This window comes from Xanthomonas sp. LF06-19 (assembly GCF_034105425.1).
Taxonomy (GTDB): Bacteria; Pseudomonadota; Gammaproteobacteria; order Xanthomonadales; family Xanthomonadaceae; genus Xanthomonas_A; species Xanthomonas_A sontii.
Genome location: NZ_JAXGGH010000003.1, coordinates 23840 through 38960 on the forward strand (window position 1 = coordinate 23840; position 15121 = coordinate 38960).

4 protein-coding genes and 1 pseudogene are annotated in these 15121 nt (G+C 67.9%); all 5 read right to left on the minus strand.

What is annotated here, in order from left to right:
* Positions 1 to 22: 22 nt before the first annotated feature.
* A pseudogene (locus SLW55_RS07225) lies at positions 23 to 442 on the minus strand (RHS repeat-associated core domain-containing protein); the annotation flags it as partial.
* 511 nt (positions 443 to 953) lie between these two features.
* The gene (locus SLW55_RS07230) at positions 954 to 5618 is read right to left on the minus strand and encodes an RHS repeat-associated core domain-containing protein (RefSeq protein WP_320744888.1); all 4665 of its coding nucleotides are present in this window, start codon (positions 5616 to 5618) and stop codon (positions 954 to 956) included.
* A 340-nt stretch (positions 5619 to 5958) separates the two neighbouring features.
* Positions 5959 to 6435, minus strand: coding sequence for a chemotaxis protein CheW (locus SLW55_RS07235; RefSeq protein ID WP_148829659.1), 477 nt, complete (start codon positions 6433 to 6435; stop codon positions 5959 to 5961).
* A gap of 73 nt (positions 6436 to 6508) precedes the next feature.
* On the minus strand, positions 6509 to 7846 hold the full coding sequence (locus tag SLW55_RS07240) for a chemotaxis protein CheB (protein WP_267100139.1): 1338 nt from the start codon (positions 7844 to 7846) through the stop codon (positions 6509 to 6511).
* Entirely contained in the window at positions 7833 to 15056 is a 7224-nt protein-coding gene (locus SLW55_RS07245) for an Hpt domain-containing protein (protein ID WP_267100138.1), read from the minus strand. The genes SLW55_RS07240 and SLW55_RS07245 overlap by 14 nt, the downstream gene beginning before the upstream one ends.
* Positions 15057 to 15121 lie beyond the last annotated feature (65 nt).

Consider the following 15121-nt stretch of genomic DNA (forward strand, 5'->3'; position numbering starts at 1 on the left):
TCATTCCCGGCGAGTAGGCTTGCAAACCATATATATCAATTTCAGCAGCGGGATTTTGGAGCGAATACCCGTATAGGCTTACTCCACCCAAAAATCCAATCGGATCACTCTGCACATACCGCCCCGTACCGACCTCGTAGTCACGGAAGTAGTTCTGATTGAGCCCACTCAACGCATCGTAGCGCCGCCCAAGAAAGCGCATATCGAACACGAACGCCGTCCCGTCCTTGTCCGGATCCTGGTCCGGGGCGGTGGTGCCGAAGGCTTCGCCCTTCAGGTCCCAGCGCCAGATCGCCACGTCGCGAACCGGGTCGATGACGGCACGAGGCGTGCCCAAGTTGTCCGGCTGCACATAGCGCAGCGTGGTCTTGGCCAGCACGCCGACCGGCAGATCGTCCAGCCAGATCGCCTGCTGCACGATCGCACCATTGGCGTCGTAATCCAATCAGTCGCATTCGGTCACGCCACTGGATCGACAACTTTTTCGTAGCTTTGTTAATAACACCACTACACGCCGCGCCGACGCGCGCGGCCGTCGTTCGCCCCAGGGATTACCAGACCGTTTGGCACGCCGCATGGATGTTGACCGTATGTCTATACTCAATCGCTGCGGCATAGCTATTTTGAACCAGAACCCACCCTGATCGGCCGCATTACTCAGTCAGTGGCTTATTCAAAGTCCCGCTAAAGAACTTCCACCTTGTTCTTCTTCGCATCCCATGAAATCAGCTTCATAACCCCGGGCGGCCAGGGTTGCGAAGGCGGAAAATTCGGCGGTAAAGCATACCAAGTTACATGGACATCGCACACGGTTCTGTTAACCAACTGGAATCCACCCATCCTTTCCTCCTTGAGTTTCTCCTTAACTACAGCCGGCAAATCATGATCCACACCAGGAAAAGTTTGGCAAACCTCTCCTGCAGAGGCCGCTGAAATTATTGATACCAAAAAAACTAGAATCCATAGTCTTCGCATTTTCTAGACTCCCGGCGCTTGATTGCATCAAGAAGGTTGCGCTTTGCACTCGCGTCCAGCGGCGTAATTTTACCAATTTTAGAAATGCAATCGATGGTAATAGCATCCGCCCTACATTCCGTTTCATGAAACTCACGAGCGTAGGCATCACTGTCCGCCCTATAACTTTGGGGCCACGGAGCTGCACCAAGAGGGCGACCCAAACATGCTCCTGGATGAACAGCCTCTAAGAACCTTATATGTTCATTCTCGTGCTTCTGAGTGCATTCACGATCACAACCATTGTTACAGTTACTTACCATAAAGCCCCCCTTGCCATCGCAAGTAGTTAGCCCTAGCTGACCGGCACAAGTTTTGGTGTCCCAGACAACTTCGAGCCCAAATGGATCATAGAGACGAGTGGGCGTACCCAAGGAGTAAAGGTAGGAAGAAGCACCTCCTCTCAACCCAATCGGATCGCTCTGCACATACCGCCCAGCACCCGGCTCGTAGTCACGGAAGTAGTTCTGATTGAGCCCGCTCAGCGCGTCGTAGCGCTGACCTGGGAAGCGCATATCGAACACAAAGGCGGTGCCATCCTTGTCAGGGTCCTGATCCGGCGCGGTGGTGCCGAAGGCTTCGCCCTTCAGGTCCCAGCGCCAGATCGCCACGTCGCGGACCGGGTCGATCACCGCGCGCGGGGTGCCCAGGTGGTCGGGTTGCACGTAGCGCAGCGTGGTCTTGGCCAGCACGCCCACCGGTAGGTCGTCCAGCCAGATCGCCTGCTGTACGACGGCGCCGTTGTTGTCGTAGTCGCCCAGCCAGTGGCCGCTCTCGTCGTACAGCGTGTAGACGTTGGTCTTGCCCACCCGCCGCACCTGCTCGCCGCGGCCGTTGTAGGCGTAGTTCGCCACGGTGGTGCCACTACGCTTGACCTGCGTCAGTCGGCCATTTGCTCCATACACGTACTGCACGGCCGTGCCGCCGATCGCGGTGGTGTTGCCGGCCGCGTCATAGCTGCGCGCGGTACCGGCCACGCTGCTCAGGCGGTGGCTGGTGGTCGGATAGGTGTAGGTCTGCGTGGCGGTGTTGACCTTGGCGCTCAGGCGGTTGCCGGTGGCATCGTAGGTATAGCCGTCGATCACCGTATCGGTCGGGCCGTCCTTGAAGGCGGTCAGCCGGCCCAGCGGGTCGTAGTCCAGTTTGATGACCGGCGCGGTGTTGCCCGGCGCAGTTAGCGCGCTGAGGTTGCCGACCGGGTCGAAGGCAAAGCCCACCGCCAGGCCATCGCTGCGGGTGTCGTTGACCGCCAACGGGCGATAGTCCTGGTCCAGCACGCGCTGCATCGGACGGCCGTTGCCGTAGGTCCACCCGGCAACCGGGCCGAACGGATAGTAGGTGGCCTGGTTCAGCAGCACCTGACGGGAGCCGCCGGGTGAGGTCACGCCGACCTCGGTGGTCTGGCCCTGGGCGTTGCGCACGTAGTCCACCACCGCCCCATCCGGGTAAGTCAGGCGGCTCAACTGCCCGGCCTTGGTGTACGCGTAGCGGACCACGAACACCTTGCCGTTGGTGGTCTGCACCTTGCGCACCAAGTCACCGAAGCGGTCGTAGCAGTAATCGGTGCTGCCGCTGCCGTCCTGCATTCGGGTGAGGCGGCCGATGCCGTAGGTTTCGCCGCTGGCGCAGGTGCTCTGGCTGACGTCGTAGGTGTAGCTGACGTTGAGGCTGGTGGTCGGATAGGTGACCTGGGTCAGGCGGTTCAGTGCGTCATAGCCGTAGCTGGTCTTGATGTTGCGCGCATCGGTCTGGGTGGCGCGGTTGCCGGCGCTGTCGTAGGTATAGGTCGTGCTGCCGGTGTCCGGGCTGGTGAGCTTGGTCAGGTCGCCCAGGCCGTTGTAGGCGTAGGTGGTGTCCAGGCCCTTGGGGTCGGTGACCTTGGTGAGGTTATCCAGTGCGTCGTAGCCGAACTTGGTCTCGGCGGCGATGCCGCTCACGTCCTGCAGGGTGCGCGCCAGCCGGTTGAGCGGGTCGTAATCGTTCTGGGTCACGTGACCGAGCGCGTCGGTGACGGTCTTGGTGTTGCCGTTTGGGTCGTAACCGAAGTCGGTCGGATCGCCCTGCGCAGTGGCCTGCGTGGCCAGTTGGCCGAGCTGGTTGTAGATCCGAGAGAGCGTGCGCTTGAGCGTACCCGATGCGTCTTTGGTGTCCTCCTTGGACCGGTTGCCGGCATTGTCCAGGGTGTAGTGGATGGTGTTGCCGGCGTTGTCGGCGATATCGGTCAGCCGATGCGCCGCGTCGTAGGTGAAGCGGGTGAACGCGCCATCCGGCTGCGTCACCTGCTTGACCAGACCGGTCGGCCAGTAGTCGATGGTGGTGATGCGGTCGTCGCTCTCGCTGCTGTCGTCGGACCCGCGCACCTTGCTGGCGGTCAGCCAGCCGCGCGGGTGATAGGTGTAGTCGGTGACCACGCCGTTGGCGTCCTTCGCCGACAGCACGCGGCCGGCGCCGTCGTAGGCCAGGTACTCGGTAACCTGGCCCAGCGCATTGGTCAGCTTCCACAGGTCGCCCTTGCGGTGCGGACAGGTGGTCGGGGACGTGGCGCAGGTGCTGTCGTCGGTGGGGTAATACGTAAAGCTGGTGATGTCGTTGACGTCGGTGCGCGCGCCGTCGACCGACTTGGGCAGGCCCAGGATCGGGCAGGTGCTGTCGGTCGCGGCTACGTCGGACGCTTCGCAGTAGCTGTAGGTGATAGTGCGCTGCTTGCCTGAAGCCGTGTCGCTGCTCGTCATCTGCACCGGCTGCAGGCGATCGTTATAGCTGTAGGACACAGTGCGCCCGCCGGTCTGCACCGACAGCAGGCGATTGCTGCCAGCCGCGGTGCGCGTCGTCGTGGTGCGCTCCTGCGGTTGCCCGACCGCCTCGCGTACAGTGTGGATGTTCACCGCAACACCGTTCTCAGTCGCTTCGGCGTAGCTGTGCTGAGTCTGGATACCACGGCGATCGGTGACGCTGCTGAGCCGGCGGCGGAAGTCGCTGGACTGGTCGTTGTAGCTGTACTGCAGCGTGCCGTCGGTCCTGGCGACGGTGGCGACCTTCGGCGAGGCACCACCCGCCTCGGTCATCGTGTAATCGTTGACATCGCCCAGCGCATCGGTGACGCGAGTACCGGCAGCCGAGTACGCCAGCGTGACGCCGTCGATACCGCCGGCGTGCTGGCTGGAGATCGCACGGCCGACCTCGTCGTAGGCGAAGGTGCTGAAGCGCTGGCCATCTTCCGTGGTCACGCCGGTAAGATGGCGCGGGAAGCGCGTGTCTTCATAGTGATAGATCCGACTTTTGCCATCGGCATAGGTGACGCTCGCAAGGCGCTGCTGGTCGTAGCCGTAGCTGGCCAACTGCACCCCACCGGAGACGATGCCGGTGATCAGCGCATCGTCGTTGTCGTCGGCATACACCAGTTCGATGGAGCGCCCCTGCAGCGAGGCGATGCTCTGCAAGCGCCCACGCGCGTTATAGCCGTACACCCATCCGCTGCCATCCTCGGCCATGCGCGAGACCAGATTGCCCTTGGCATCGAAGGTGTAGATGGCATCCTGGCGATACAGCACCCACTGGTCGCCGTTGGCGACGATGCGTTCGCCCGAGGCATTGGCCGCGCGATACTCGGCTCCCATCTTGCGGAACGGCACGGCATAGCCGCTACCCTCGATCAGGCCCAGCGCGTCGCCCTGGATGGTCAGGTGCAAGCTGTGCGAGAAGGTCCAGCCGGGGCCGAATCCACCGGTATTCAGTGCGATGCCTGAGTGGTAATAGCGCGTCAGGGTGATCCAGCCCAGATCCAGGTCGCGCTCGGTCTGGAATTTCTCGCCGGTCTTGACGTCGCAGGGGTTGCCCACCATACCCGAGTTGCCGCCGCCAACTGTGCTAGCTCCTTGGCCTTGCTCGTCTCCGCACTGCAGGGTGATGACCTCGATGGTCGCGAAGATCTCATTGTTCGTGCAGCCTTGGTCGCTGATGTACCAGTTGGTGTGGGGCTTGGGGCATTCGCTCCGCCGGGATCGGGCGATGGAGCTGGTGTAGCCGTAGGTACCGCTGCAGTCGTCGAAAAAGACGACCACGCTGTAGTACCTCGTTTGCATTTCCGCCCCCATGTCGTACTCTGGGTATGGGCCTGCTCCCACAACCCATCCGCCCTGCGGCGTGGCGGATGCAGTTCCACATTGGGGCGCCTGTTCACTCAACTGCTGCACCAGCGACGCCACGGCCTCCGCTTCGGTGAGGACCTTGGTCGTCCCGGCGATGTAAATCCAATCTTCGTCTTTTGCCTTCTCGTTGCCCATCCAGTACGTGATCAGCGAGACTCCGTCATCACGAAGCTTCGTGTCCTTAATGGTGTCGACATACTGGTAGGCATCCTCCGAATACTGGGGCCCCGGAATCGCCTTGATCGCCGCTTCCGCCTCCGACTGGGTGTCGTAGGTGCCGCGATCAATTCCCTCGGCATCGCGGACGACGAACTTCTGCTTCGGCCCTTCTGTTACGGCAAACGCCGAACCGACGAACAAAAAGAACAGAGCCAGTACCAGCGCAAAGCGGGTGGCACGGATGTAGGATGGGGCGTGATGCACCGTAGTCATTGCGCGTCCTTGCAAGGAGTTCATCAATCCAATCGAATCAGGGGTTGTTGGCTGTTTACCCAGCCGAACGCCGACCAGCGCACCGCCAATGGCCGCCACAGGCTCGGCGGTAACATTGAAGAACCAGACAGGTGGGATACCCGAGAGTGGGCAGTCGCATCATCCCTGAGCGACGCAATACAGCGAACGGGTGCACGCACGTTGCGCATACGACAATCCTTGTCATTACGAGAAGCGATGCTAGACGATGGCCCTATCCACTGGCAACAAGCCGCTGCGGCTTTCGCTCAAGCGCGCATAGCATCGGCCAGGATGGTTGCGGTACGCAGTCAGAAGCAAGGCCGTTTGCAGGACTGCCGCCGATCTAGATGACCGCCGCAAACCGCTCCACCACCATCCCCTCGATCGCCTCCAGATCCGGCAGCAAGGCGCTCTGCTCGCCCAGCAGCACGCGCATGTGCACGCCGGGCGGGAGGGTTTCTTCGGAGGCGTCGGCGAGCAGGCCGTCGCGGGGGACGGAGATCAGCTGCGGGAAGGATTGGGTGAGCAGGGCGACGTACGGCAGGTCGGGGTTGCCGCCCAGGGCCTTGAGCACGACGATCTTGTTGTTGGCGGCCACGATCTCGGCGCCCAGGCCGGTCAGGCGGGCGAAGGAGACCAGCGGGACTTTCCAGCCGTACCAGGCGATCTGGCCGAGCAGCCAGTGCGGGGCGTCGGGCAGCGGTTCGACCGGCACGCGCGACATCACTTCGGCGATGGTGGCGTTGGGCAGCAACACGCGCTCGCTGCCGGCCAGGATGAGGACACCGCGTATTTCGTCGTTGCTGGCGTAGCTGCTCATGGAGTGACTTCGTCCTGGAAGCGGAAAAAACGCGCGATAGGGGCGCAGCGATGAATGGCGTGTGCCGCCTCGCTCAGCCGCTCCACCGTGCGGTCAAGGCCTGGGCCAGTTGCGCCGGATCGCCGCCGGGATGGCCCTGCAGGATCAGTTGCGCGCCGGCGGCGGGGTCGTAGCAGCCGTCGCCGGATTGCCCGGCCACCCAGGCGCCCTGCGCGGCCAGCGCCAGCACCGCATCCACCTGCTGCGGGTCGCTGCCGCTGAGCAGCAGCACCGCGCTGTGCGCGGCCGGCAGGCCGGCGACCACGGAGGCGCCGGCGTCCTGGGCGACGAAGCGCAACCCGGCCGTGCCGTGCACGCCGACGTCGTCGGGCAGGATGTAGACGTTGCCAGGGGCGACCGGCTCGCCGGCCTCGGCCAGCAGCACCGGCAGCGCGGACACGCGGGCGATCTGCTTGACCAGGTTGCCGTAGCGGCCGCCATCCAGGCGCAACTGCACCAGCAGCGGCAGCGGGAAGTTCTCCGGCAGTGCGGCGAGCAGGCGACGGATCGCATCGGGGCCGCCAATGCCGGCCATCACCAGCACCGCACCGTGCGCGGCGGCGCCTGCACCGACGCCGCTCGTGGACGCGGGCTCTTCCGATTCCAGCGCGACCAGCGACAGACCTTCGGTGGAGAACTGCGGGACGTGTTGCGACGCGCGCGGCGCAGCGGCAAGCAGGGGCGCATCGTCGTCGACCAGCGACCAGGCACTGGCTGGCAGCGCCGCGGGTGCGGTTGTGGGCGCAGCCGGTGTGGCATCGGCCTGCGGTGCAGCCGGCGCGGCAGACGCTTCGCTGGCAGCGGCTTCGGCGCGTGCGAATTGCAGGTCCTCGAAACCGGGCGCGACGTCCGCCGGCGGCTGCCAGGCATACATGCCGTCTTCCGGCGCGGCCTCAGCAAAGCCGGCAGCTTCGTCGACATGCAGGCCGATCGGCGCGTCCTCGTGCAGCTGCGCCGGCGTCGCCGGCAGGCCCGGCTCCGGCTGCAGGCCGGTCTCGGTCTCGCGGCCGGGCGGCAGCACGTCCTGATGGCCTTGCAGCTTGGCCGCCAGATGCCGCGCCCAGCGCTGCGCTTCCCAACCCTCGCGGCGCGCGGCCAGCTCGGCCTCGTCGAAGATCACGGTGACGCCGGGCAGCGCCAGCGCCGCATCCAGCCGCTCCAGTGCGTCCTCGATCGCCGGCTCCAGCGCTATCAGCACAGCCGCCGGCGCAGCGTCAGACAGGGTCTGCGCGTCGATCGCGCCCGGGTCGTCCTCCAGCACGATCGCCGCGCCGACCAGGTGCAGCGCTTCGCGCAGGCGCTCGCGCGCCTTGCCGGGACGGGCCAGCAATGCGACCGGCGTGGAGGTGGCGTCGCCGTCATTCGCGAACACGGGCGATCCCCAGCAGGTCGTAGACGTTGCGCATCAGATCCAACTCTTGGTAAGGCTTGCCGAGATAGCGCTGCACGCCCAGTTCGAAGGCGCGCTGGCGGTGCTTCTCACCGCTGCGCGAGGTGATCATCACGATCGGCACGGCGGCGTAACGCGGATCGGCGCGCATCGCCGTCGCCAGTTCGTAGCCGTCCATGCGCGGCATCTCGATGTCCAGCAGCATCAGGTCGGGCACGCGCTCTTCCAGGCGTTCCAGCGCCTCGACGCCGTCGCGCGCGGACACCACGTCGAAGTTGTGGCGTTCCAGCACGCGTCCGGTGACCTTGCGCATGGTCAGCGAGTCGTCGACCACCATCACCAGCGGCACGCGGCGCTGTTCGGTCGGCGTAGCCTCCACCACCGGCCGCAACGGCTGCGCCAGGAAGCGGCGCACCAGCGGGGCGATGTCGAGGATCACCACCACGCGGCCGTCGCCGGTGATGGTGGCGCCGTAGATGCCAGGCACCGAGGCGATCTGCAGGCCGACCGGCTTGACCACGATTTCGCGGTTGCCGAGCACCTGGTCGATCGCCACCGCCGCACGCAGGTCGCCCGCGCGCACCAGCAGCAACGGCACCTGCGCCTGGCCTTCCGCCCGTGCCGGCGCCTGCCCGACCAGCGAGCCGAGGTCGTGCAGCGCGTATTCCTCGCCGCTGTAACGGTAGCCGCCGGTGCCGGCCTCGAAGCGCTCGCGGCCGATGCGGCCAATGCCGCTGACCGACGCCACCGGCACCGCGAAGGTGGTCTCGCCGATCTGCACGAACACCGCCTGGGTCACCGCCAGGGTCTGCGGCAGGCGCAGGGTGAAGGTGACGCCCTGGCCGCGCACCGAGTGAATGTCCACCGAGCCGCCGAGCTGGCGCACTTCGTTGCGCACCACGTCCATGCCCACCCCGCGGCCGGCCAGCTGGCTGACCTGGTCGTAGGTGCTGAACCCGGGCGCGAAGATCAGCGCATCCAGTTCGTCGTCGGACAGCACCGCGTCGGCGGCGATCAGCCCGCGCTGCTCGGCGCGGCGGCGGATCGCCTCGCGGTCGAGTCCGGCGCCGTCGTCGGCCACTTCCAGCACGATTTCCGATCCCTCGCGGCGCAGGCGGATGGCGATGTTGCCCTCCTCCGCCTTGCCCGCGGCACGCCGTTGCTCCGGCGCCTCCAGGCCGTGCGCGACCGAGTTGCGCAGCATGTGTTCCAGCGGCGCGACCATGCGGTCGAGCACGTTGCGGTCGAGTTCGCCGTGGGTGCCTTCCAGGCTCAGGTGCACCTGCTTGCCGGTTTCGCTGGCGGCCTGGCGCACCACGCGCCGCAGCCGCGGCACCAGGCCGTCGAACGGCACCATGCGCGCACGCATCAGCCCGTCCTGCAATTCCGAACTGACGCGCGACTGCTGCTGCAGCAGACCGTCGTACTGCCGCGCCAGGTCGTCGAGCACACCCTGCAGGCCGCCCAGGTCGGCCGCGGACTCGTTGAGCGCGCGGCTGAGCTGTTGCAGCGTGGAGAAGCGGTCCAGTTCCAGCGGATCGAAGCTCTGCTCGGTCTGGTCCTGTTCGCGCTGGTAGCGGGCGACGATCTGCGCCTCGGTTTCCAGATCCAGGCGCCGCAGCTGGTCGCGCAGACGCGCGTTGGTGCGGTCCAGTTCGGCCATCGCGCCGCGGAACGCGCCCAACTGCTGCTCCAGACGCGAGCGGTAGATCGCCACTTCGCCGGCGTGGTTGACCAGGCGATCGAGCAGATCGGCACGCACGCGCACCTGTTCCTGCATGGGTCGCGCGATCGTCGCCTCTTCGTCGGGCGTGCCCTCCACCGGCAGCGGTGCCGACAACGGCGCCGCCACGGCGGCCAGTGCCGCGGCAGCCAGCGCGTCGTCGGCCGCCGCGAGCGGCGCCGCGACGGTAGCCTGGGCATCGCTGGCGGCGGCGAGCCGTTGCCCGTGCGTGCGTGCGTCGAACGCGCCGATCAGGTCCTGCGGCATCGCCACCGCACGGTGGTTGCCGGTCAGGGTCAACAACTGGTGCAGGCGATCGAAGCCGCGCTCCAGCAACTGCACGTCCTGGCGGTCGAGCTCGGTGCGATGGGCGGCGACCGCCTCCAGCAAGGACTCGATGCCATGGCCGAGGTCGCCGATGGCGTTGATGCCGGCCATGCGCGCGCCGCCCTTCAGCGTATGCAGGTCGCGCTGCAGGCCGCCGAGCACGTCGCGGTCCTGCGGCGCGGCACGCAGCTCGGCGATCAGGCGATCGCAGTGGTCGAGCAGGTCCTTGCCTTCGTCGACGAAGATATCGACCAGCTCGCGATCGAGGTCGGCGAAGTCCAGCGGCCCCAGATCGACGGCCGACAGATCGGTTCGCGCGGCATCGGCCGCGGCATGCGCGGCGTCGACGTCGGGCTGCACGGGCACGGCTGCCGCCGACGCGTGTTGATCGGCTTCTTCGTGCGCTGCGTCGGCCGATGCCGTCGCGTCCGTCTCGGTCGCCGCGGTCGTGTCGTCGTGAGCGGTGTCGCCCTGCGGCGCGTCGGGCGCTGCGTCGGGCGCTGCGTCGGGCGCCGCATGATGCGCGTCCGTCGTCTCGTTGGCATCGGACGACGACGCGTGCGCGGCATCGTCCGCTTCGGCGGCGACATCCTGCAGCGCGCTCTCGCCTGCACCGCTGGTCGGCTCGACGTGTTCTGCGTCGGCGTGCTCGCCGACCGTGTCGGTGGTGGGGGAATTCGCACCGCCCTCGCCCGTCCCCGCGTGCAGAGGCGAAGCGGCGTCCAGGGTCACGTCGCCGTGCTCGGCGGCGACCTCGGTATCGTCGTTGGCCGAGGCCACGCCATCGTGGCGCCAGCCGCTCGACGGCGCCAACGGGTGCTGGCGCAGGCCGATCGCAGGGGCGTCCTCGTTGAGATGCTGCTCGTGCGCTTCAGCGGTGTCGTCAATGGGCGCATCGGCGTCGCCGTGCGTCGCATCGTGCTCCGATGCCTGCAAATCCTGCCCGTGTGCGGACGCGTCCTGGCTGTCGTTCGCCTGCGCGTCGGTCGCATGGTCTTCGACAGCGTGGTCCGCTGCCGAATGATCCGTTGCCTGCGCTTCGGTCGCGTCGGCGTCGCGGTCGGCCGCCGAATGATCGGACACCTGCGACTCCGGCGCATGCACGGACGCATCCCGGGCGTCCCCGTCCTGCGCTTCGATTGCGTGAGCCTCGGAGCCCTGCGCCTCGCCAGCATGCTCCGGCGCCTGCAGTTCCTGCGCGTCCATCGGGGTATCGGTCGCAGCATCGGCGATGACCGCATCGACCGTCGCGTCCTGCGCCGCCGGATCCAACGCTTCCGCAGCCGGGTCCGACACCTGCTCGGCGCTCAGCGGCGCCTCGACCGTCAGCTCGTCGAGCTGGCCGTCCTGCGCAAGGGCCGCCTGTTCGTCGGCATCGCGTTCGTCATGCGGTGCGGCCGCCTCGTCGCCCGGCGCTGCGTCACGGGACTGCGCATGGTCCTGTGCGGCCGCCGGCTCAACAGCAAGCGGCTCGTCCTCGCTCGCCGACGCCAGCGTGCCCACATCCGTGTCGGTGGTGGCGTCGCTGTCTGCCGGCGTGGACGCGGCGTCCGCGTGAACATCGATGCGATGCTGGTCGGCGTCGACCGCGTCGGACTGCCCGGCAACGTCATCCACCGGCAGCGCTTCGTGCAGATGCGCGGCATCGCCGAGGAACGCCGACAGATCGTCGGCCGCGGTGAGTTCCACCGCCTGCACGGCCTGCTCATCCAGGCCGGCCTCGGCCGGTGCCGACGCGGACAGGTCTTCGTCGTCCTCGTCGTGCGCGATCGGCGGCCACTGCACTTCCGGCAGGGTCTCCACCAGCGCGCGCAGGCGCTGCGACAGCTCGGTGAACGGCGGAATCACCGGCGACGGCGCCTGCAGTTCCGCGATGGTGTCGGCAACGGCACGCGCCGACTCCTCGAGCGCGCGCACGCCTTCGGCGCTCGGAACGCTGCCGGACGCCAAGGCGCGCTTGACGTAGCTCTCGGCCGGGCCGGTGACCGCAGTGATCTCCGGCACGTCGGTCATCGCGAACGCGCCGCTCATGGTGTGCACCGCGCGCAGCAGCGCTTCGGTCGCCGGCTGCGGTCCGTGCTGCAGCCAGGCGTGCACGGTCTCCAGATGGGTGGCGACCTCGGCTTCGAGGATCTCGCGCAGCACGCTGTCCACCGAGGCCGGCGTCCCCGCGCGCGGCGCGACGGCTGCCTGTGGGGTGGCGAAATAGAACGCCTCCTCGCCGGCGGCAATGCGTTCGGCCACCGTCTGGATCGCGTCCAGATCGGCCTGCACCGTGCCGTTGCCGCGCAGCGCGGCATTGAGCTGCGGCAGCACCGCGTAGGCCTGCTCGACCATGGCCACCACCGCCGGACTGGCCGGGCGCGAGCCGTCGAGCACGCGGTTGAGCATGCTCTCGATCTTCCAGCTGAACTCGCCGAGCACGCGCGCGCCGACCAGGCGGCCGCTGCCCTTGAGGGTGTGGAACACGCGGCGGATCGGCCGCAGGCTTTCGGTGTGGGCAGGCGCGGCGCGCCAGGCCGGCAGCAGCGCACCGAGATTGACCAGTTCCTCGTCGAATTCCTCGAGGAACACCGCGCGGATCTCTTCGTCGATCTCGCCATCGCCGTCGATGAAGCCGGCCTCGGCGGCAGGCGGCGCGGCGCCAGGCGCGGCGCTCGCCTCCGTGCTGGCGGGTGCTGCGATCGCAGGCTCGCCGCTGTGGGCGGCCGCGGTCACGTCGAACTGCGCGGCAGCAGCTTCCAGGTCGGCCAGGAACGCGGCTTCGGCGTCCGACACCGGTGCAGCGTGTGCCTGTACCGGCTCGGGCGTCGCATGCTCCTCGGATTCCAGCGCGGCATGCTCCGGCGCCGATGGCGCATCGGCCACGGCATCGGTGTGCGCGGCCTCGCCGATGGCGGCAAGGCCGGCATCGGTCTGCGCCGAGTCATCCATGGGCGCGTGCGACTCGGTCTCGCGTGCGGCGTCGGTGGCCTCCGCGGCCTCCGACGGGATCGCGTGCGCGGCGTCTTCGGCGTCGGCACCGGCGTCTGCTGGCTCGGCCTCCCCTGCCGCGTCGAGGCGCTCGCCGTGGGCGATATGGGCGCCTGCGTCGGCCAGCGCGGCCGCATCCGGCAGCGCGAACGCGGCCTGCTCGTCCTGCGCGGCTGGGGTGGCGTGCCAGTCGAGCGTGTGCACCTCGTCGGAGGACCCGCCAGGCGCGTCGGCGAACGCTGGCGCGTCTTCCAGTTCGATGACCAGGGGCGGCGTGGAGGCGTCGGCGTGTTCTGCAGCAGTCGGCGTGTCGACGATGATCAGATTGGGATCGTCGTGTTCGTCCAGGCCAGCGAACGCGGCCGGCACATCGGCCTGCGCCTGCTCCGGATACTCGGCGGCCACCGGATCGAAACCGGCGACATCGGAGACGGACGCCGCGGAAGCGGCTGCCGCGTCGTTTTCCCGCGTGAACGCCGAAGGCGTCTCCGGCCGCAACGCGTCCTGTTCCAGCACCAGGGAATCGAGGCTGATGTGCAGCGGCTCGGCGGTGCCGCTCCAGCTGTCCTGTTCGGCCGCGACCGGATCGAAACTGAGCGCCTGCGACGTTGCTGTGGGCTCGTGCTCGTCGCGCGCAGCGCCGTCGTCGGCGGGCGCGGAGGCGTGTTCGGCCGCGGTGTCGGCGTCGTCCGTCGCCAGGCTCCACTGCGGCGCCTGCGGTGCGGATGGCGCAGCGTCCTGCGTGCGCGGCGTCGTCTCGAGCGTGTCCTCGGCCGGCGCCAGATCCCAGGCCGGCACGGCCGGCGCGGCGATGGACGGGGGCGCCGACGCGTCGATGCGATCAGCGGCCACCGGCGGCAGCGGCGCAATCGATTCGGCCGCCTCGCTCGCGCTCGGCAACACGCCCGGCGCGGCCGGCGCGGTGTCGGGCAGCGGCCAGTAGCGCAGCGCTTCCAGGCTGCTGCGGGTGATGTCGAGGATCTCCTCGCGCCCGGGGCGGCGCTCGCGCAGCGCTTCCAGGTAGTACTCGAGGCTGGCCATCGCGTCGGCCAGGGTGTCGAGCTGGCGGCCGCTGGGCACGCGGCGCTTGCCGATCAGCTCGGTGCCGACGTAACGGCGCACGCCTTCCAGGTAATCGGCCGGCTGCGGCAGTTCCAGCATGCGCAGGGCACCGGCGACCTCAGCGAGCAGGCGCGGCACCTCGTCCAGGCGCGCATGGTCCCAGTTGGTCTCGATGAAGGCGACGAAGTGCTCGCGGGCGCTGCCGAAATTGGCGATGGCCTCGTGCGCCAGCACTTCCACCGTGCGCCGCGCCTCTGCGGCACTGGCGTCGTCGTGCACGTCGCCGCCGGCGCCGAGGTAGGCGACCTGGTCGTCGAGCGAGGCGTCCACGTACAGTAGCGCACCGGCGATATCCAGCAGCAGGCCTTCGTCGGCCGCGCGGGCGCCATCGACGATGCTGCGCAGCGCGTCGCGCTGCTGCACCACCACGCTGCGCGCCACCCCCAGGCCCATCACGCCCAGGGTATCGGCGACGCTGCCCAGCTCGTCGACCTGGGTCTGCAGCGCGGCGACGTCGCCGCCGGTGCGCAGATGCAGGTCCAGCGCGTCCTTGACCCGCAGCAGTTCTTCCTTGATCGCGGTGCCGACGGTGTCGAGCAGTTCGCGGTTGCGCCCGGCGAGGCTGCCGCGCGCATGGTCCAGTTCGGCCTCGGTGGCGGCGGCCGCGTCAGGCGCCAGCGCGAACAGCGCGCCCTCGCTGAGGCCGGCTTCGCCGCGCGCGGCGCGGATCTCGTTGAGCAAGGGCAGCAACACGATCGGAATGTCGCGATGGCCGTCCTGCAGGCGTTCCAGGTAGTCCGGCAGCAGCACGGTGCCGCGCATCAGCGTGGCGCAGGCCTCGTCGCGGTCGACCGCCTGGCCGTTCTGCACCGCGATCGCCAGCAGTTCCAGTTCCTCGGCGACCATCGCCGGCGCGTACAGCTCGACCATGCGCAAGGTGCCCTGCACCTGGTGCAGGTAGCCGGCGCAGAAACGCATGCGGCCGGTGTCGGCCGGTTCCTCGACGAAGGCCTCGATCTCGCCGCGGACCTGGCGCAGGGTCTCGTCCAGTTCCGGCTTGACCCAGCCCAGCGCGGCATGGCTCATCGCATCGCGCAGCGCGCTCATCGCCGCGTCTCCGCGGCCGGGCACGCGCCGTGCCGCGCGAGCGCGGCGACGGGATGCGGGAGTTG

Bases quoted from the DNA above. Each gene is read 5' to 3' on its own strand.
- SLW55_RS07230 (WP_320744888.1), bottom strand. From the start codon at position 5,618: ATGAACTCCTTGCAAGGACGCGCAATGACTACGGTGCATCACGCCCCA.
- SLW55_RS07235 (WP_148829659.1), bottom strand. From the start codon at position 6,435: ATGAGCAGCTACGCCAGCAACGACGAAATACGCGGTGTCCTCATCCTG.
- SLW55_RS07245 (WP_267100138.1), bottom strand. From the start codon at position 15,056: ATGAGCGCGCTGCGCGATGCGATGAGCCATGCCGCGCTGGGCTGGGTC.